This is a genomic window from Streptomyces aquilus, from assembly GCF_003955715.1.
Taxonomy (GTDB): Bacteria; Actinomycetota; Actinomycetes; order Streptomycetales; family Streptomycetaceae; genus Streptomyces; species Streptomyces aquilus.
The window spans coordinates 5,539,277-5,555,762 of the sequence record NZ_CP034463.1 but is presented as its reverse complement, the minus strand read 5'-3'; the positions used below and the strand labels follow the sequence as shown (position 1 = coordinate 5,555,762).

Below are 16,486 nucleotides of genomic sequence, written 5' to 3'. Positions count from 1 at the left end.
TCCCCGTCCCCCACTTGCGTCTTGCGATTGCACCGAGGGCAAAGATCTTATTGCACCGAGGAGTGCGGGCGGCCTAGGGTCGTGATCATGACCGATCCCGCGCCCCTGGTGCTGATCCACGGCCACCCCTTCGACCACACGATGTGGACCCCGCAGATCGAGGCGTTCGCCGGCGGGCGCCGGGTGATCGCCCCCGACCTGCGCGGCTACGGTGCCTCCCCGGTGCTCCCCGGCGTCACGGAGTTCGCCGACTTCGCCCGGGACATCGCGGCGCTGCTGGACGACCTGGGGATGGGGGCCGCCGTCCTTGCGGGCCTGTCGATGGGCGGGCAGATCGTCATGGACTTCCACCGCCAGTACCCCGACCGGGTCCGCGGCCTCGTCCTCGCCGACACCTTCCCGGCCCCGGACACCCCCGAGGGCGCCCGGGCCCGCAACGCGACGGCGGACCGGCTGCTGCGCGAGGGCATGCGCGGGTACGCCGACGAGGTGCTGGAGAAGATGGTCGCGCCGTACGCCGACGCCCGGGTCAAGGCGCACGTGCACGGCATGATGACGGCGACCTCCCCCGAGGGTGCCGCGGCGGCCCTGCGCGCCCGCGCGCTGCGGCCCGACTACCGCGACCTGCTGACCCGGGTGCGGGTCCCCGCGCTGGTGGTGGTCGGCACGGACGACGAGTACACCCCGGTCTCCGACGCGGAGGCGATGCACGCGGCGCTCCCCGACGCGGAGCTGCTGGTGGTCCCCGGGGCCGCCCACATGCCGAACCTGGAGCGACCGCAGGAGTTCAACGCGGCGCTGGCGGCGTTCCTGACACGGGTGGACGGCCACTCGTAGGGTCGGTCCCGTGACGCACCAGTCCATCACGGGGGACACGGATGTACGCGCTGTGCCGGGAAAGCGAGGAGGCAGACGGGCCGGGGTCTGGCTCGGGGGGCTGCTGTTCGCCGTCGTGAGCGTCGTCGTCGGCTGCCGTACGGCCGACACGGACGGCATCACGCCCGTGCCCCAGCTGCTGGCCTTCCTGCCCTGGCTGCTGGTGCCGACGGGGGCGGGGCTGCTGCTCGCGCTGCTGTCCCGGTGGTGGGTGGGCCTGGTCTGGGGCGTGGCGCTGCTCGGCCTGCTGGCGTGGTTCATCGAGCCGTACGGGAAGAGCAGCGAGCCCGGTGGCAAGGTCCTCGCCTCGCTCCGCGTCCTGACCTCGAACGTCGAGTTCGGGCACGGTACGGGGGCGCTGGTGGACGTGGTGCGCCGGGAGAAGCCCGATCTCGTGTTCGTCCAGGAGTGCGAGTACACCTGCGAGGCGGAGCTGAGGCGGACCCTCGGCGTCGCCTATCCGAACCGGCGGACCGTGCCGGGCGCCGGCTCCGAGGGCTCGGTGATCCTCAGCCGTTACCGCCTCACGGCCGCCGACCCCGTCGCGGGCACGATGGGGATGCCGGGCGCGGTGGCGGACGTCGACGGCCGGGCCGTACGCCTCCAGCTCGCGCACCCCATGCCGCCCCTGCCCGGCCAGGTGGGCGTGTGGAAGCGGGAACTGGGCACACTCCGGGACTTCGCGGCCCGGCACCGGGGCGCACCGCTGCTCGTGGCCGGAGACTTCAACGCCTCCCAGGACCACGCGGCCTTCCGGCGCCTCCTGGACGCCGGCCTGCGGGACGCCGCCCGGCTGGCCGGTTCCGACCGCACCCCGAGCTGGCCGGCCCGCACCGCGCCCACGCTCGGCGCCCAGATCGACCACGTGCTCGTGTCGCCGGACTTCTCCTGCGAGCGGGCCCGGTTCCTGGACGTGGCCGACACGGACCACCGGGCGCTGCTGGTCGAGCTGGACCTGCACCAGGGCGGATGACGTGTAATAGGCGCATGTCCCGAGAGTTCCCCATCGGCCTCACCCCTCCCGACTGGCTGGTCAGGAACCTCCAATCCCAGCCCGCCCCGGTCAACTGGGCGGCCGTGGCCCGCGCGGCGATCGCGATGACCCTGCCGCTGGCGATCGGTCTCGCCGTCGGCAAGGTGGAGTACGGCGCCCTGGCCTCGATGGGCGCCCTGTCCGGCGTCATCGGCGACACCGCGGACGCGTACCGCATGCGCATCCTCAACATCGCGATCCCGCAGCTGTTCGGGGCGGTGGGCGTCACGGTCGGGTCGCTGGTGTTCGGCCACGGCTGGCTGGCGGTGGCCGTGGTCACGGCGGTCGCCCTGGTGTCGGGCATGATCTCGACGATCGGCGCGGTGGCGTCGGTGTCCGGACTGCTGCTCCTCCTCAACTCCGTGGTGGGAGCCGGGCTGCCGATGCCGGGCGAGTGGTGGCTGGCGCCGCTGCTGATGAGCGGCGGCGGGCTGCTGGTGCTGGTCCTGGCCCTGCTGGCCTGGCCGTTGCGCTCCGGCGTCCCCGAAAGGTCGGCCGTCGCGGACGCGTACCGCACGGTCGCGACCCTGATGTCGGCCTGCGGCAACGAGGCCTACGACCAGGCCCGCCACACGGTCACCCAGTCCCTGAACCAGTCGTACGACCTCATCCTGGCCCGCCGCACCCGCCACCACGGCCGCAGCCCCGACCTCACCCGCCTCCTCGCCCAGTTGAACGCCATCACCCCGGTCGTCGAGGCGGCTCCCGCGGCCCACCTCACCGGCGAGCCGCTGCCGCCGGAGGTCACCGAGGCGGTGCGCCACCTCGCGGAGGCGGTGGAGACGGGCTACACCGGCCCGATAGCCCTGAACCTGCCCGTCCCCACCTCGGAGACGACCCGGGCGGTGGACCACGCCCTGCGCCACGCGGCGGAGGTGGTCCGCACCCCGGACCTCGACCCCGGCGGCATCGACGACCGCCTGGGCCGCCCGGCCGCACCGCGCATCCGCGCCGCGCGGGCGACCCGCAACGTGGCGCTGTCGGCGGCCTCCTGGCGCTACGGCCTGCGGCTGGCCCTGTGCATCGGAGTGGCCCAGGTCCTCGTCTCGATCCTCCCGGTCCCGCGCTCCTACTGGGTGGCCCTGACCATCACCTTCGTTCTGAAGCCGGACTTCGGCTCGGTGTTCTCCCGCGCCCTGCTCCGCGCGCTCGGCACGGTGGCGGGCCTGGTGATCGCGGCTGCGGTCCTGGCGGAGGTGCCGCGCGGCTGGTGGGACGTCCCGGTGATGCTGGTCCTGGCCCCCCTGATCCCGGCGCTGACCCCGCGGGGCTACGGCTACCAGACGGCGGCGATCACCCCGGTCATCCTGCTGCTGTCGGACATCCTCAACCACCAGGGCACCGCCCTCCTCATGCCCCGCCTCCTGGACTCCCTGATGGGCTGCGGCATCGCGCTGGTCGCGGGCTATCTGCTCTGGCCGGAGAGCTGGCACACGCGCGTCGGCGACCGCCTGGCGAAGGCGGTGGACGACACGGCGGCGTACGTGGAGTCGGCGTTCGGCCGCGACCGCACCGACCCCCCGGCCCGCGCCCGTATGCGCCGCCGCCTCTACCGCGACCTGTCGGTGATCCGCACGGAGTTCCAGCGCGCCCTCACCGAGCCCCCGCCCACCGGCCGCCGGGCGGCGGCCTGGTGGCCCTTGGTGGTGGCGGTGGAGCGGATCGTCGACGCGACGACGGCGGCCCGCGTCCGCACCAAGCACGGCGCCCCGCTGCCCTCGGAGGCGGAGGTCGCCCAAGTGGTCATGCAACTGCGCGAGTTGGCGGACGGCGTACGCGAGGCGGAGACCCTGTACGCGGTCCGCACCGACCTCACGGGACCGGCGGGGAGCGTCCTGGAGCCGCTGCGGCAGGAGGTCGCGGCGGCCCGGGCGATCGCCTCACCCCAGTGACACGGGAGGCACCGGGGTGAAGTGAGCAGCGGCTCAGACGCCGATGTCCGAGCCGTCCTTGCGCCACACGGCCACGACCGCCGGGCGCACGATCTTGCCCGGGCCGTCGGGCCAGGTGCTGGCCGGGTTCTCCACGGTCGCGCCGGTGATCTCGCCCGGGTGCTGGACGGCGACCAGGACGCGGCGGTCCTGGATGACCGGTCCGCAGGTCTCCGCACCGGTCGGCATGGTGAGGAACTGCTTCAGCTCACCGCGCCGGTCACCCTTGGTGGCGACGCCGAACAGGCCGTCGTGGGAGCCGAGCTGGTTGCCGTCGGTGGAGATCCAGAGGTTGCCGTACGGGTCGAAGGCCACGTTGTCCGGGCAGGAGATCGGGCTGACCCTGTCCTTCGGGAACCCGGCGAAGTAGGTGGCCGGGTCGGTCGGGTCGCCCGCGACCAGGAACAGGGACCAGGCGAACTTCTTGCTCTCCGGCCGGTTCCAGCGCTCGGTCAGCTCCAGGATGTGCCCGTGCTTGTTGGCGTTGCGCGGGTTGGCCTCGTCGGCGGGGGCGTTGCCGCCGACACCGCGGTTGGTGTTGTTGGTGAGGGCGACGTAGACCTTGCCGGAGACCGGGTTGGGCTGGATGTCCTCGGGCCGGTCCATCTTGGTGGCGCCGACCTTGTCCCCGGCCAGCCGCGTGAAGACGAAGACCTCCTCGGCCGTCATCCCGTCGACGTGCGAGACGGCACCCTCGCTGGTCGCGGTGGCCAGCGGGATCCACTGACCACTGCCGTCGAACTCGCCGTCGGCCGGGAGCTTGCCGGTGCCGTCGACCTCGATGGCGGGGGAGTCACCGCTGAGCTTGGCGACGTAGAGCGTCCCCTCGTCGAGAAGCGACAGATTGTGCTCGCGAACGGCCCTGCTCGACCCCTTCTTCATCCTCTTGCTGCCGACGAACTTGTAGAAGTAGTCGAAGCGCTCGTCGTCACCGGAGTAGACGACCGGACGCCCGTCCGAGGTCAGCCGGACGGTCGCGGCCTCGTGCTTGAAGCGGCCGAGGGCGGTGTGCTTGCGGGGCGTGGACGTCGGGTCGTACGGGTCGAACTCCACGACATACCCGAAGCGGTGCACCTCGTTGGGCTCCTGGGCGACGTCGAAGCGCCGGTCGAACCGCTCCCACTTGCGCTCGCTCGCGCCGGTGCCGATGCCGTACCGCTTGTCGGTGGCGCGGCTGCTGTTGGCGAAGTACTGGTTGAAGTTCTCCTCGCCGTGCAGCGTGGTGCCCCACGGGGTGGTGCCGCCGGAGCAGTTGTTGAGCGTGCCGAGGACCTTGGTGCCGGTCGGATCGGCGGAGGTCTTGAGGAGGTCCGACCCGGCGGCGGGCCCGGTGAGCCGGAACTCGGTCGTGGCGGTGACGCGCCGGTTGAGGGGGTGGCGGGACACGGCGGTGAGCTTCCCGCTCTTGCGGTCCTCCTCCACCACGACAGCCGAAAGACCATGCGCGGCCCAGGCGATCTCGACCTGCTCGCGGGTGGGGTTGGCGGCGTCGTAGCCACGGAACATGAGCACTTCGTCGGTGTACTCGTGGTTGGCGACGAGGAGCTGCCTGCCGTGACCGAGCGGGAGCAGGGCCAGGAAGTCGTTGTTGTACCCGAACTGTCCGGCCTGCGCGGCGGCCGTCTGCTTCTCCGGGTCGAAGGCGGGCGCGCCGCGCAGGATGGGCTCGCCCCAGCGGATGACGACGTTCTGCGCGTAGCCGTCGGGGACGGTCACGGCGTCGGTGGTGTTGGGGGCGACGGGGGTGTACCGCAGTCCGCGGGCGGCCTTGCCGTTCTTCGCGGGCTGGTACGAGGTGGCCGGCGCCGTGCCGGTCGCGGCGTGGGCCTGCGGGGCGCCGACGACGGTGGCGCCGGCCGCGGCGGCCACGGTGACGACGGCGGCGGTCCGCATCAGGGAACGGCGGCTGAGGGCAGCGGCGATGACGTCACCGACGTACTCGTTGCCGCTGGTGTTCGGCACCTCGTGGAAACAGGCGTTGCCGCACCGGTAGAGGCAGGTCATGGCGGAACGCCCGCCCTGGTGTCCGTCCGACGACGGCGTACTGATCAACGGCAGCGGTATGCGCACTTTGTCATCCCCTTGCTTCCCCTTGGACTCCCCTTGAATCCGCGCCATGGACGCTAGGGGCCGGTCGGTGCGGGAGCGGGGACTGGCGATGAACGCGCGGTGAATGCGGAGTAGCGGGGTGGGAGTTGGGGTCGGGTTGCGCGGTAAGACCGAATACGACCCTTGACGGGAGCGGCTTCCGATGCCCTCCCCGGCCCAAGATCCCCCTCCAGGGCCGCTAACCTTACGTGTCCGTCCTGGCCAGGGATTGACGGGCATCAACTCATGCGAAGGGTTGCGCACATGGGCATTCTCACTCTCCTGCGGAACGCGTTCGGCCGCTCACGCAAGGGGCGTACCGCCGAGGCAGAGGGTGCGGAGGGGACGCAGCCGACCGCTCAGGCGACGGTGCCGGCGCCCGCGGCGCCCGAGCCGGAGACCAAGGCCGAGGTCCCGGAGCAGCGCCCGTCGGCAGCGACTTCCGCGTCCTCGTCTGCGTCGACGTCCCTGTCGACCAAGGACGAGCACGATCTGGTGGCGGCGGCCTTCGACAACGTGACGGTGCCTCGCCAGACGTCGGCGGACGAGGGGCTGACGGTTGGGGTGGCCGGGGCCGAGGAGCGGGCGGTTGAGGAGCCGGTCGCCGAGACTGAACCTGCCGCCGAGGCTGAGGTTGAGCCGGTGGCTGAGGTTGAGCCGGTGGCTGAGGTTGAGCCGGTGGTCAAGGCTGAGGTTGAGCCTGTCGCCGAGGAGCCTGTGGCCGAGGCTGAGGTTGAGCCCGTGGCTGAGGTTGAGCCGGTGGTCAAGGCTGAGGTTGAGACGGTGGCTGAGGAGCCGGTCGCCGAGACTGGCGCTGAGCCGGTGGCTGAGGTTGAGGCTGAGTCCGTCGCTGAGGTTGAGGCTGAGCCTGCGGTAGAGGGTGCCGAGCCCGAGAAGGGGGCCGCTGCCGAGGTTGAGGCTGCCCCCGCGGCGGCTGCTTCCGAGGCTGAGCCTGTCGTCGAGGCGGAGCCCGTTGCCGAGGAGGCGGCTACGCCCGCGCCCGCGCCGGAGGCCGCCGAGGAGACCGCCCCCGTCGAGGAGCCGGTTGCGGAGGAGTCCACTCCGGAGCCGGTCACGGAGACCAAGCCGGAGCCCGAGCCCAAGGCTGAGCCGGTGGCCGAGGCTGCCGCTGCCGAAGCGCCGGCGGCCGTAGAGGAGCCCACCGCGGAAGAGACGCCCGCCGTCGAGGAGCCGAAGCCAACCGCCGAGGCCACCTCCGAACCGACCGCCGAGGCCACTCCACTGCCCGAGGCCGACGCCGAGCCCGAGCCGGAGCCGGAGACCAAGCCCGAACCCGCCACCGCGACCGCCGAGGCCGAGGCCGAGCCCACTCCGGAGCCGGAGGCCGAGCCCGAGGCCGCCACCGACACCACCCCCGAACCCGCTGCCGCCACCGACACCACCCCGGAACCCGCAGCCACCCCCGAGGCCGAGCCCACCCCCGAATCCACCCCCACCCCCCTCGCCGCGGCCGCCGACGGCGAGTCCGCCCCTCAGGGGCCACCCGCGGACGACATCGAAACCGTCACGGGTGGTGCGGGTGGGAACACCATCGGCGCCGAAGGCGAAGCCGAGGCGACGTTCGGTGACGGCGCCGCCGCCCTCGCCCTCGCCAAGGCCGGCCTCACCACCGCCCGCGCCAAGACCTACCTCGTCCTCGACCGCTCCGCGAGCATGCGCCCGTACTACAAGGACGGCTCCGCCCAGGCCCTCGCCGACCAGACCCTCGCCCTCGCCACGCACCTCACCCCGGACACCGAGGACACCGAGGACACCCCCTCCGTCCACGTCGTCTTCTTCTCCACCGAGGTCGACGGCACCCTCGACCTGACCCCCGCCTCCCCCAAGGACGCCATCGACGAGGCGCACGCCGGCCTCGGCCGCATGGGCCGTACCAGCTACCACGCCGCCGTGGAAGCCGTACTCGCCCACTACGACAAGACGACCACCCCCGGCGAGAACACCCCCGCCCTCGTCGTCTTCCAGACCGACGGCGCCCCCGACGCGAAGACCCCCGCGACCCAGGCCCTGACCGAGGCGGCGAAGACCCACCCGTCCGTCTTCTTCTCCTTCGTCGCGTTCGGCGAGCACGAGAACAAGGCCTTCGACTACCTCCGCAAGCTGAAGACCGACAACACGGCCTTCTTCCACGCGGGCCCCACCCCGAAGGAGCTCACGGACGCGGAGCTCTACGACGGCGTACTGATCGACTGGCGCCCGTAGCCCCCAGCCCGCACCACCTCCGCACCACCCCCGCACCACCCCAGGGCCGCCCCCTTTCCACCCCTCAGAACGGAGAGCGGGCGGTCCCCCCATGTCGGCTACGATTTCTTGGTTCGTAAAGCATCACGAAATCCGACCTGGGAGCAGCCCCCGATGGCTCGACACCTCATCACCAGCGCCCTTCCCTACATCAACGGGATCAAGCACCTGGGCAACATGGTGGGGTCCATGCTCCCGGCGGACGTGTACTCCCGGTACCTCCGCCAGCGCGGCCACGACGTCCTCTACATCTGCGCCACCGACGAGCACGGCACCCCGGCGGAGCTGGCCGCGAAGGAGGCCGGCCTCAGCGTCGCCGCCTTCTGCGCCCAGGCCCACGACGCCCAGAAGGCGGTCTACGACGGCTTCGCGCTGGCCTTCGACTACTTCGGCCGCAGCTCCTCGCAGCAGAACGTCGAGATCACCCAGCACTTCGCCCGCCGCCTCAACGAGAACGGGTTCATCGAGGAGCGAGCCATCCGGCAGGTGTACTCCCCCACCGACGGCCGCTTCCTCCCGGACCGCTATGTCGAGGGCACCTGCCCCCACTGCGGCTACGACAAGGCCCGCGGCGACCAGTGCGAGAACTGCACCCGGGTCCTGGACCCGACCGACCTGATCAACCCGCGCTCGGCGATCTCCGGCTCCACCGACCTCGAGGTGCGCGAGACCAAGCACCTCTTCCTCCTCCAGTCCAAGCTCCAGCACGAGGTCGAGGAGTGGGTGGCCCGGCACGAGGCGGAGTGGCCGCAGCTCGCCTCCTCCATCGCCCGCAAGTGGCTGACCGAGGGCCTGCACGACCGCGCGATCACCCGGGACCTGGACTGGGGCGTCCCCGTCCCCGCCGACACCTGGCCGGAGCTCGCGGCCGAGGGCAAGGTCTTCTACGTCTGGTTCGACGCCCCGATCGAGTACATCGGCGCGACGAAGGAGTGGGCCGACGAGGACCCGTCGACGCGCGACTGGAAGTCGTGGTGGTACGAGGCGGACAAGGGCGAGAACCCGGTCCGCTACACGGAGTTCATGGCGAAGGACAACGTCCCGTTCCACACGGTGATGTTCCCGGCGACCGAGCTGGGTGTCCGTGAGCCGTGGAAGAAGGTCGACTACGTCAAGGCCTTCAACTGGCTGACGTACTACGGCGGAAAGTTCTCCACCAGCCAGAAGCGGGGCGTCTTCACCGACCAGGCCCTGGAGATCCTCCCGGCGGACTACTGGCGCTACTTCCTGATCGCCAACGCGCCCGAGTCCGACGACTCGTCCTTCACCTGGGAGCACTTCACCGCCACGGTCAACAAGGACCTCGCCGACACCCTCGGCAACTTCGTCAACCGCGTCCTGTCCTTCTCCCGCAAGCGCTTCGGCGACGACGTCCCCGAGGGCGGCACCCCGGGCGAGGCGGAGGCGAAGCTGGGCGAGGAGATCGCCCGCCTCCTCGCCGAGTACGAGACCCAGATGGAGGCCCTCCAGTTCCGCAAGGCGGCGGCCGCCCTGCGCGCCCTGTGGTCGGCCGGCAACTCCTACCTGGAGGAGAAGGCCCCCTGGCTGGAGATCAAGACCGACAAGGACGGCGCGGCCCTCACCCTCCGCACGGCGATGAACCTGATCCACCTCTACTCGGTGGTCTCGGAGCCCTTCATCCCCGCGACCTCGGCCGCGATGCGCCAGGCCTTCTCCCTCGCCGACGACACCGCGACCTGGGTCACCGAGGCCGAGGCGAAGGCGCTCACCGCGGTCCCGGCCGGCACCCCCTTCACCGTCCCGCCGGTCCTGTTCGCCAAGCTCACGGACGAGGACCTGGAGACGTACAAGGAGCGCTTCGGCGGCACGGCGGAGTAGGCGAGGGGCGGGGGCGTGCTGAAGATCTTCCTCTGCCATTCGTCGGGGGACAAAGAAGACGTACGGCGCCTGCGGACACAGCTGCTGTCCGCGGGCTTCCAGCCCTGGCTCGACGAGGAGGACATCCTCCCGGGCCAGGACTGGGACCGTGAGATCCGCCGTGCGATCCGCGCCTGCGACCTCGTCCTGGTCTGCCTGTCACGGGCTTCGGTCACCAAGACCGGATACGTGCAGAAGGAGATCCGCATCGTCCTCGACGAGGCCGACCACCAGCCCGAGGGCGCGGTCTACGTCATCCCGGCCCGCCTGGAGGACTGCGAGGTCCCGGAGCGGTTGCAGAGGTGGCACCGGGTGGATCTGTTCACGCAGGGCGGTTACGACAGGCTCCTGAAGTCGCTGGCGGCGGTGGCAGCGGCCCGCGTCGGCGTCCGGTACGACGGGTTCTACGCGAAGCCGTCGTCGAAGGAAGGGTTCACGGAGTTCCTCCGGTTCTACCCGGACGGCACCGTACTGGACGTGACGACCAGCGGGTCCGTCGAGCAGGTCGCCAGATGGTTCAACCGGGACCATCCGGACCTCGGGACGGGGACGTACGACATCGTCGGCGACCGCATCACGTTCGCGCCCTCGGACTCCTACGGCACCATCGAATACGACGGCACCCTCCGCGAAGAGGGCGGGGAACTCCACCTCCACACCCTCAGCCGCATCAACGGCCATCAGTCCGACGGCGTCTGGCGGTTCGTACCGGTCCAGCTCAGGCGGTCGTAAAACTTTACGCCTGACGGTGATCAAGTTGTGGGCAGGGGGCGGAACTTGCCAGGAAACCTACGTATGGTTTGCGCCATGGCAGTACCTGGGATCATCCCGATCGCCTACGAGCCGCACGGCCGTACCGAGGCCATCGGGCTTTACGCGGAAGGGCAGTTCCTGGGGTCGGTCACCTACGCCTTCCCCAAGGGCTTCCGGCCCGACGACGGCTGGGAGGCGCAGAAGCGCCTCTACTCCGTGCTGCACACCTTCGACGCGGAGGGCAACTACCGCGACTCGGAGATCTGGTGTGCCGGGACCTGGGCCGAGCAGCAGCGGGACGCCTCCGTGCTCGCGCGCGCCCGCGCGCATCTGGCGACCCGGCTGCGCAGCCTGCCCCGGCGGACGTACACCGACATCGCGGTACGGCCCTTCGAACTCGTCGTGGACGGCGTGCTGTTCGGGCTCGTCACCGGGGAGGAGGACGGCGAGGCGTGGGCGGAGCTGTATCCGGACCGGCTGGGCTTCGGGCCGCCCTGGGACGGGAGTTACGACGCCTGACGATCACAGTTCCTTCACGTGATCTAGGCAGCGGCCCCGACAAGGCGCTATACATGCCCGAAGATCACTAGTGGGGGGTTTCATCCATGGCACTTTTCGGCAACGCGCACACCATCGACCCGGGCCAGGCGGCCTCGGACTTCGCCAGGCTGCTGGGCTCCGGCGAGGGCGTGCAGGCGGCGTACCAGCTGGTGCGTGACGTCATCATGTTCACCGACCGGCGGCTGATCCTGGTCGACAAGCAGGGCATCACCGGCAAGAAGGTCGAGTACCACTCCATCCCGTACCGCAGCATCACGCACTTCGCGGTGGAGACGGCCGGCACCTTCGACCTCGACGCCGAGCTGAAGGTCTGGGTCTCGGGCCAGTCGCTGCCGTTCCAGAAGACGTTCACCAAGGGCGTCGACATCTACGAGGTACAGGCGATCCTCACGCAGCACGTGGCCCGCTGACCCAGGCGGAGATGAACAAAATATGAAGGGGCCCGGAACCGTGTGGCGGTTCCGGGCCCCTTCTCGGGGGTGGGGGTGCGGACTAGGACCAGCCCGGGTCGGTGACCTTCGCCGTCGCCACGGTGGTCGTCGGGGCGTCGGCACCGGAGTCGCTCGCGCCGAGGACGGCGATCAGGGCGGCGGCGGTGACGGCGACGAGCGTGGCGAGCATGCGGCGCATTTGGTTCCCCCAAGTAGCGGTGATTTAGCGTGAGTTGGGCCGTTCCGGGCGGTTCGGCGTGACTCCATACTGGGGTTCGAGTGATCCTCGAGTCGCGTGTTTTCCGTGGCACGAAACGATCTGGCACATGTGTGCCAGCGCGCGGCCCGGAGGGCCGGGTGGGCGTGCACGGGATCTTCACAGCCGTTCGGGGTGATCTTGGGAAGTCGCCACGAGCATGATCACGTCACGCTGCTGACCTGCGCGTCCGCTCCCCGGACAGGCTTGTGGTGAGACCCCGTCGGGCGGCACAATCCCTCCGCATGACTTGACCCACGGAGTGGCCGCGCCGGGGCTGGGACGGGCCCGTCCCCCATGTGCCGCCAGCGTTGTCGGGACCCGCCGTCGCTCCGTGACACGAAGCTGGGGGGCTTGCGTGCTGGTTTCTCTCGGACTGACCGAACAGTCCGACCGTCTGTACCGGGCCATTCTCAGACGGCCGGATCTGGCCGTCGCGGAGGCCGCGAAAGAGCTCGGTGTCACCGAGGAGAAGGTGCGCGAGGAGCTGGAGGAACTCACCCGTCTCTCCCTTCTCACCCCCACCTGGCGCCGGGACGGCCGGCTGCGCGTGGTCGCCCCCAAGGCGGCGCTCGACTCCCTGCTCGCCCACCAGCAGGCCGAGATCGTCGAACGGCAGCGCGCCCTCGCCGAGAGCCAGGCCGCCGCCGACGCCCTGCTCACCCAGTACGCCGAGCTGCACCCGGAGGAGCCCGAGCAGGGGGCGGAACGATTCCTCGGGGTCGAGGCGGTGCGCGCCAAGATCACCGAGCTGACCGCCGACGTCCGCACCGAGATCATCAGCTTCCACCCCGGCGGCCCCCAGCCCGCGGCCCAGTTCGAGGCCAGCGAGCCGCTCACCACCGGCCTCCTCGACCGCGGGGTCAAGGTCAAGGGCGTCTATCAGGACTCCCTCCGCAACGACCCGGTCAGCGTCGAACACGCCCGCTGGCTCACCGAGCACAGCGGCGAGCTGCGCACCGTCCCCTCCCTCCCGATGCGGATGATCATCCTGGACCGGCAGAAGGCCCTGGTCCCGATCGACCCGGCCGACAGCTCCCTGGGCGCGGTCCTGCTGCGCGAACCGGGTGCCGTGGCCGCCTTCTGCGCCCTCTTCGACGCCGTGTGGGCGACGGCCACCCCCTTCGGCGAACCGGCCCGCCGCAGCCTCGACGACCCCGGCTCCCAGCCCCGCGAACTGCTCCGCCTGCTCGCCCAGGGCTACACCGACGAGGCCGCCGCCCGCCGCCTCGGCATCTCGCTGCGCAGCGAACGGCGCCTGATCTCGGAGCTGATGGAGAAACTGGACGCGCAAAGTCGCTTCCAACTGGGGCAGCGAGCCGTCGAACACGGGCTGCTGTAACGGGACTTCAGCAGGCGCAGGCGATTCCGCTGACCGGCGCCGTCAGCGGGTCGACCGCCTGCTGGCGCAGGCCGGCCGCGTCCTCGACCTCGAACCCCTCGCGGGACCAGTACTCGAAGCCGCCCAGCATCTCCTTGACGGGATAGCCGAGCCCGGCGAAGGCGTACGCGGCCCGGGTGGCCCCGTTGCAGCCGGGCCCCCAGCAGTAGGTGACGACCAGCGACCCGGCCGGCACCAACTCGGCTGCGCGCTCCGCGATTTCATCCGTCGGCAGATGCACGGCCCCCGGGATGTGCCCCTGCTCCCACGCCTCGGTGCTGCGCGTGTCGATCAGCACGAACCCCTTGGCGCCCGACTCGATGTCGGCGTGCACGTCGGAGGCGTCGGCCTCGAAGGACAGCCGCCCGCGGAAGTGGGCGAGCGCCTCGGCGGGGTCAGCGGCGGGGACGCGCAGCACCTTCGAGGGGGCGGTGGTGGTCGTGGTGGTCATGGGGCTTCTCCTTGGATCGGTTCGTGAGGGTCGTGAGGGTCGTGGGGGTGCGTACGGCGGCTACGGCGACGACCGCGAGGATCGCCGCGGTCGCGCTGCCCGGCAGCAGGAGCAGGGCGGCGGTGCCGCCCGTGAGATGGGCGAGCGTGAGGGTGACGAGGGCGAGGGTGGCGGCGGTGGCGGTTCCTTCGGCCCGCGGGCGGCCGGTCAGTTCGTGCCAGCGGGTGCCGGTGGCCTGGAGGTTGGTGCGGCAGTAGAGAGCGAGGACGAGGGCGCTCAGCAGGGCGAGGGGGGCGAGGGGGAGGTCGGCGAGGGGAGCGGGCGGTCGCAGGAGTACGGCGTACAGGGCGGCGGCGGCCGTGACGCCGAGGAGCGTTCCGGTGAGGGCAGTCCGCCCCGGCACCGAGCCCTCGATGCCGACCCAGCCGAAGAGCAGCGGGAGCAGCACCCACCAGGAGGCGGTGGCGTCGGGGGCCCCGCCCAGCGCCCACCATCCCCCGGCCGCCGTCAGCACGGCCGCCAGCCGCAGCCGCCGTACCGGCGTCGGCAGCGGGCGGGGGCGGTAGGTGGCCCAGGTGGCGGCGGCCAGCAGGACCGCGACCGACCAGCCGTACGCGTCGCCCCCCAGCCGGGCCGCGAACTCCCCGGCCGTCAGCGCGACCGCGGCCTGCCCGGTGGCGAACCCGGCGAAGTACAGCCCGGTGACGGTCCGGGCGGCCCGGAACCCCAGCCGCCGCCGCACGAACCCGACCGCCCCGCCCCGGGCGGTGCCGCCCGCACGCGCGACGAGCAGACACCAGACGGCCACCACGAGCGCGACCGCCGCGGAGTACCCGACCGGCACGGGAGCGAGCGCGGCGGGCAGCAGCAGGGCGCCCGCGCCGAGGACGGCGGCGAGGGTGCGGACCGCCGCCGCCGTCACGTCCCTCATGACAGCTCGTGGAAGAACAGCGGCGCCGCGTCCGGCAGTTGGGTGCCCGCCGGGACCAAACGGCCCTCCAGCGCCGCCCACTGGGGCATCTGCGTCGTCATGTCCACCGCGACGCCCAGCTGTCCGGCGAGGTGGGCGGACCAGCCCGGCATCAGGGGGGCCGAGGTGACCGCGACCGCCGCGAGGAGTTCGAGGTGGGCGACGAGGCGGGCGGCGTACTCCTCGCGCGGGCCGGCGGCCCGGACCAGGGACAGCTGGCGCAGGTCGTCGACGGCGCGGTCGACGATCACGGCCAGTTCGGCGGCGGCCTTCTGCGGGGAGAAGGTCTCCGCGCCGAGGGCGGCGGCGATGCGGGCGGGCAGTTCGGCGCGGTCCTCGTCGAGGAAGGTGACGGACAGGGTCGCCTCCGGGACCACCGACTGGAAGTCCTGCGCGAGCAGGTCCAGGACGGTGTCGGTCCAGCGCTCGATGCCGCCGGCGAGGACCGTGCTGACGGTGTCGGCGAACTCCTTCATGGAGAAGTTGTTCTGCTCCCGTTCGGGGCCGGTCAGCGCGAGGTGGAAGCGGAGCGCGTCGGCGTTGACCCGGCGCAGGAACTCGCCGCCCCAGATGGCGTGGCCGCGGCTGGTGGAGAACTTGTCGCCCTCCAGGCGGTAGAACTCGTTGATCACGACCTGGGACGGGAGCGTCAGCGTGCCCTGGGCGAGCAGGAGGGCCGGCCACAGCACCGCGTGCGAGAACGAGCAGTCGAAGCCGATGAAGTTGACGATCTTCGTGTCGGGGTTCGTCCACAGGCGCTCCCACTCCGCCTTGTCGCCCTTGGCCTCGGAGAGGCGGGCCGTGGCGGCGGCGTAGCCGAAGATGCCGCTGAACCAGGTGTCGAGGATGTGCCCCTCCCAGCCCTCCAGCGGGACCGGGATGCCGTAGTCGGCCTCGCGGGAGATCGGGGTGTCGGGGAGCGCCCGCTCGAACAGGCCGTCCAGGTAGGAGATCAGGCGCGGGCGCCATTCCGCCTTCGCCTGGGCCTCGGCGTAGTACGCCTGGAGCCGGTCGCGGTAGTCGTCGAGGGGGAACACGATCCGGCGCAGGGTGGTCAGGCCCGGTTCCTGCCAGCAGGACGTGCACTTGGGGTTGGCCAGGCCCGCGGGGTCCTGGGCGAGACCGCAGGCCTCGCAGTAGACGCCGTCGGAGGGGTCGGCGCAGAACTGGCACTCGCCGCGCACCTCGGCCTCGTAGAGGTAGCGGTCGCAGGGCTCGCAGCGGAAGACGGGCAGCTCCTCGACCTTCAGCGCGCCCGCGTTCCACAGCTCCAGGAAGAAGCGCTGCACGAACTCGGTGTGTGTGGTGTCGGTCAGCGGGCGGGTGAACCAGTCGTGGTGCATGGCGCCCAGCGACAGTGTGTTCTCCATGCGGTCGCCGAACAGCTTCGCGGTCGGGTACGCGGTGGAGCCGATCTCGGCGGCGCGGCGCGGGACGTAGCAGGAGTGCTCGTCGGAGTAGCCGACGTACCTCACGTCGTGGCCGCGCTGGCGGAGGTGCCGGCTGAGGATGTCGGCGCCGAGGAACGGGCCGGAGAGGTGGCCGAGGTGGAGGTCGCCGTTGGGGTTGGGCGGGGCGCTGGTGACGACGTACGAGGTCATGATGTTCAAAGTCC

At 71.4% G+C, this 16,486-nt stretch carries 14 protein-coding genes; 9 read left to right on the top strand and 5 right to left on the bottom strand.

All coding sequences use genetic code 11. The annotated features are described in order from the left end of the window. Positions 1–87: 87 nt before the first annotated feature. The 3 genes from EJC51_RS25440 to EJC51_RS25430 are packed head-to-tail and all read left to right on the top strand — an operon-like array spanning position 88 to position 3,801. Positions 88–837, top strand: coding sequence for an alpha/beta fold hydrolase (locus tag EJC51_RS25440; protein ID WP_126273199.1), 750 nt, complete (start codon positions 88–90; stop codon positions 835–837). A gap of 25 nt (positions 838–862) precedes the next feature. Continuing rightward, on the top strand, positions 863–1,849 hold the full coding sequence (locus tag EJC51_RS25435) for an endonuclease/exonuclease/phosphatase family protein (RefSeq protein WP_126277125.1): 987 nt from the start codon (positions 863–865) through the stop codon (positions 1,847–1,849). 14 nt (positions 1,850–1,863) lie between these two features. Continuing rightward, positions 1,864–3,801, top strand: a complete 1,938-nt coding sequence (locus tag EJC51_RS25430) for an FUSC family protein (protein WP_126273198.1) — start codon at positions 1,864–1,866, stop codon at positions 3,799–3,801. A gap of 33 nt (positions 3,802–3,834) precedes the next feature. Here EJC51_RS25430 and EJC51_RS25425 read toward each other — a convergent pair whose 3' ends face one another. Beyond that, positions 3,835–5,910: a PhoX family protein gene (locus EJC51_RS25425; protein WP_208870741.1), complete on the bottom strand. Its 2,076-nt coding sequence runs from the start codon at positions 5,908–5,910 to the stop codon at positions 3,835–3,837. Between the two features lie 282 nt (positions 5,911–6,192). On the opposite strand from EJC51_RS25425, the gene EJC51_RS25420 reads away from it, so the two are divergent. From EJC51_RS25420 to EJC51_RS25400, 5 genes are all read left to right on the top strand, one after another. Continuing rightward, complete coding sequence (locus EJC51_RS25420) at positions 6,193–8,151, top strand: VWA domain-containing protein (RefSeq protein ID WP_126273196.1); 1,959 nt, start codon at positions 6,193–6,195, stop codon at positions 8,149–8,151. 153 nt (positions 8,152–8,304) lie between these two features. Beyond that, positions 8,305–10,029 (top strand): methionine--tRNA ligase, encoded by a 1,725-nt coding sequence (metG, locus tag EJC51_RS25415; RefSeq protein ID WP_126273195.1) that lies wholly within the window; start codon positions 8,305–8,307, stop codon positions 10,027–10,029. 15 nt (positions 10,030–10,044) lie between these two features. Then, on the top strand, positions 10,045–10,800 hold the full coding sequence (locus tag EJC51_RS25410; protein WP_126273194.1) for a toll/interleukin-1 receptor domain-containing protein: 756 nt from the start codon (positions 10,045–10,047) through the stop codon (positions 10,798–10,800). Positions 10,801–10,875: 75 nt separating this feature from the next. Further along, positions 10,876–11,340: a hypothetical protein gene (locus tag EJC51_RS25405; RefSeq protein ID WP_126273193.1), complete on the top strand. Its 465-nt coding sequence runs from the start codon at positions 10,876–10,878 to the stop codon at positions 11,338–11,340. A gap of 86 nt (positions 11,341–11,426) precedes the next feature. Next, positions 11,427–11,792, top strand: coding sequence for a PH domain-containing protein (locus tag EJC51_RS25400; RefSeq protein ID WP_126273192.1), 366 nt, complete (start codon positions 11,427–11,429; stop codon positions 11,790–11,792). Positions 11,793–11,874: 82 nt separating this feature from the next. Here the strand turns inward: EJC51_RS25400 and EJC51_RS47820 are convergent, their stop codons facing one another. Further along, positions 11,875–12,012, bottom strand: coding sequence for a hypothetical protein (locus EJC51_RS47820; protein ID WP_165951235.1), 138 nt, complete (start codon positions 12,010–12,012; stop codon positions 11,875–11,877). 415 nt (positions 12,013–12,427) lie between these two features. On the opposite strand from EJC51_RS47820, the gene EJC51_RS25395 reads away from it, so the two are divergent. After that, positions 12,428–13,411 carry a helix-turn-helix transcriptional regulator gene (locus EJC51_RS25395; protein WP_126273191.1) on the top strand — a complete coding sequence of 328 codons (984 nt, stop codon included), beginning with the start codon at positions 12,428–12,430 and terminating at the stop codon, positions 13,409–13,411. Between the two features lie 7 nt (positions 13,412–13,418). Here the strand turns inward: EJC51_RS25395 and EJC51_RS25390 are convergent, their stop codons facing one another. The 3 genes from EJC51_RS25390 to EJC51_RS25380 are packed head-to-tail and all read right to left on the bottom strand — an operon-like array spanning position 13,419 to position 16,472. Continuing rightward, positions 13,419–13,901: a rhodanese-like domain-containing protein gene (locus tag EJC51_RS25390; protein ID WP_126273190.1), complete on the bottom strand. Its 483-nt coding sequence runs from the start codon at positions 13,899–13,901 to the stop codon at positions 13,419–13,421. Continuing rightward, entirely contained in the window at positions 13,846–14,832 is a 987-nt protein-coding gene (locus tag EJC51_RS25385) for a hypothetical protein (protein ID WP_126273189.1), read from the bottom strand. The genes EJC51_RS25390 and EJC51_RS25385 overlap by 56 nt, the downstream gene beginning before the upstream one ends. Next, on the bottom strand, positions 14,829–16,472 hold the full coding sequence (locus EJC51_RS25380) for a methionine--tRNA ligase (RefSeq protein ID WP_126273188.1): 1,644 nt from the start codon (positions 16,470–16,472) through the stop codon (positions 14,829–14,831). Before EJC51_RS25380 ends, EJC51_RS25385 begins: the two co-directional genes overlap by 4 nt. Between the last annotated feature and the right edge of the window lie 14 nt (positions 16,473–16,486).

Excerpts from the sequence above, each read along its gene's own strand:
- EJC51_RS25440 (WP_126273199.1), top strand. The coding sequence starts at position 88 with ATGACCGATCCCGCGCCCCTGGTGCTGATCCACGGCCACCCCTTCGAC.
- EJC51_RS25430 (WP_126273198.1), top strand. The coding sequence starts at position 1,864 with ATGTCCCGAGAGTTCCCCATCGGCCTCACCCCTCCCGACTGGCTGGTC.
- EJC51_RS25420 (WP_126273196.1), top strand. The coding sequence starts at position 6,193 with ATGGGCATTCTCACTCTCCTGCGGAACGCGTTCGGCCGCTCACGCAAG.
- metG (WP_126273195.1), top strand. The coding sequence starts at position 8,305 with ATGGCTCGACACCTCATCACCAGCGCCCTTCCCTACATCAACGGGATC.
- EJC51_RS25405 (WP_126273193.1), top strand. The coding sequence starts at position 10,876 with ATGGCAGTACCTGGGATCATCCCGATCGCCTACGAGCCGCACGGCCGT.
- EJC51_RS25400 (WP_126273192.1), top strand. The coding sequence starts at position 11,427 with ATGGCACTTTTCGGCAACGCGCACACCATCGACCCGGGCCAGGCGGCC.
- EJC51_RS47820 (WP_165951235.1), bottom strand. The coding sequence starts at position 12,012 with ATGCGCCGCATGCTCGCCACGCTCGTCGCCGTCACCGCCGCCGCCCTG.
- EJC51_RS25390 (WP_126273190.1), bottom strand. The coding sequence starts at position 13,901 with ATGACCACCACGACCACCACCGCCCCCTCGAAGGTGCTGCGCGTCCCC.
- EJC51_RS25385 (WP_126273189.1), bottom strand. The coding sequence starts at position 14,832 with ATGAGGGACGTGACGGCGGCGGCGGTCCGCACCCTCGCCGCCGTCCTC.
- EJC51_RS25380 (WP_126273188.1), bottom strand. The coding sequence starts at position 16,472 with ATGACCTCGTACGTCGTCACCAGCGCCCCGCCCAACCCCAACGGCGAC.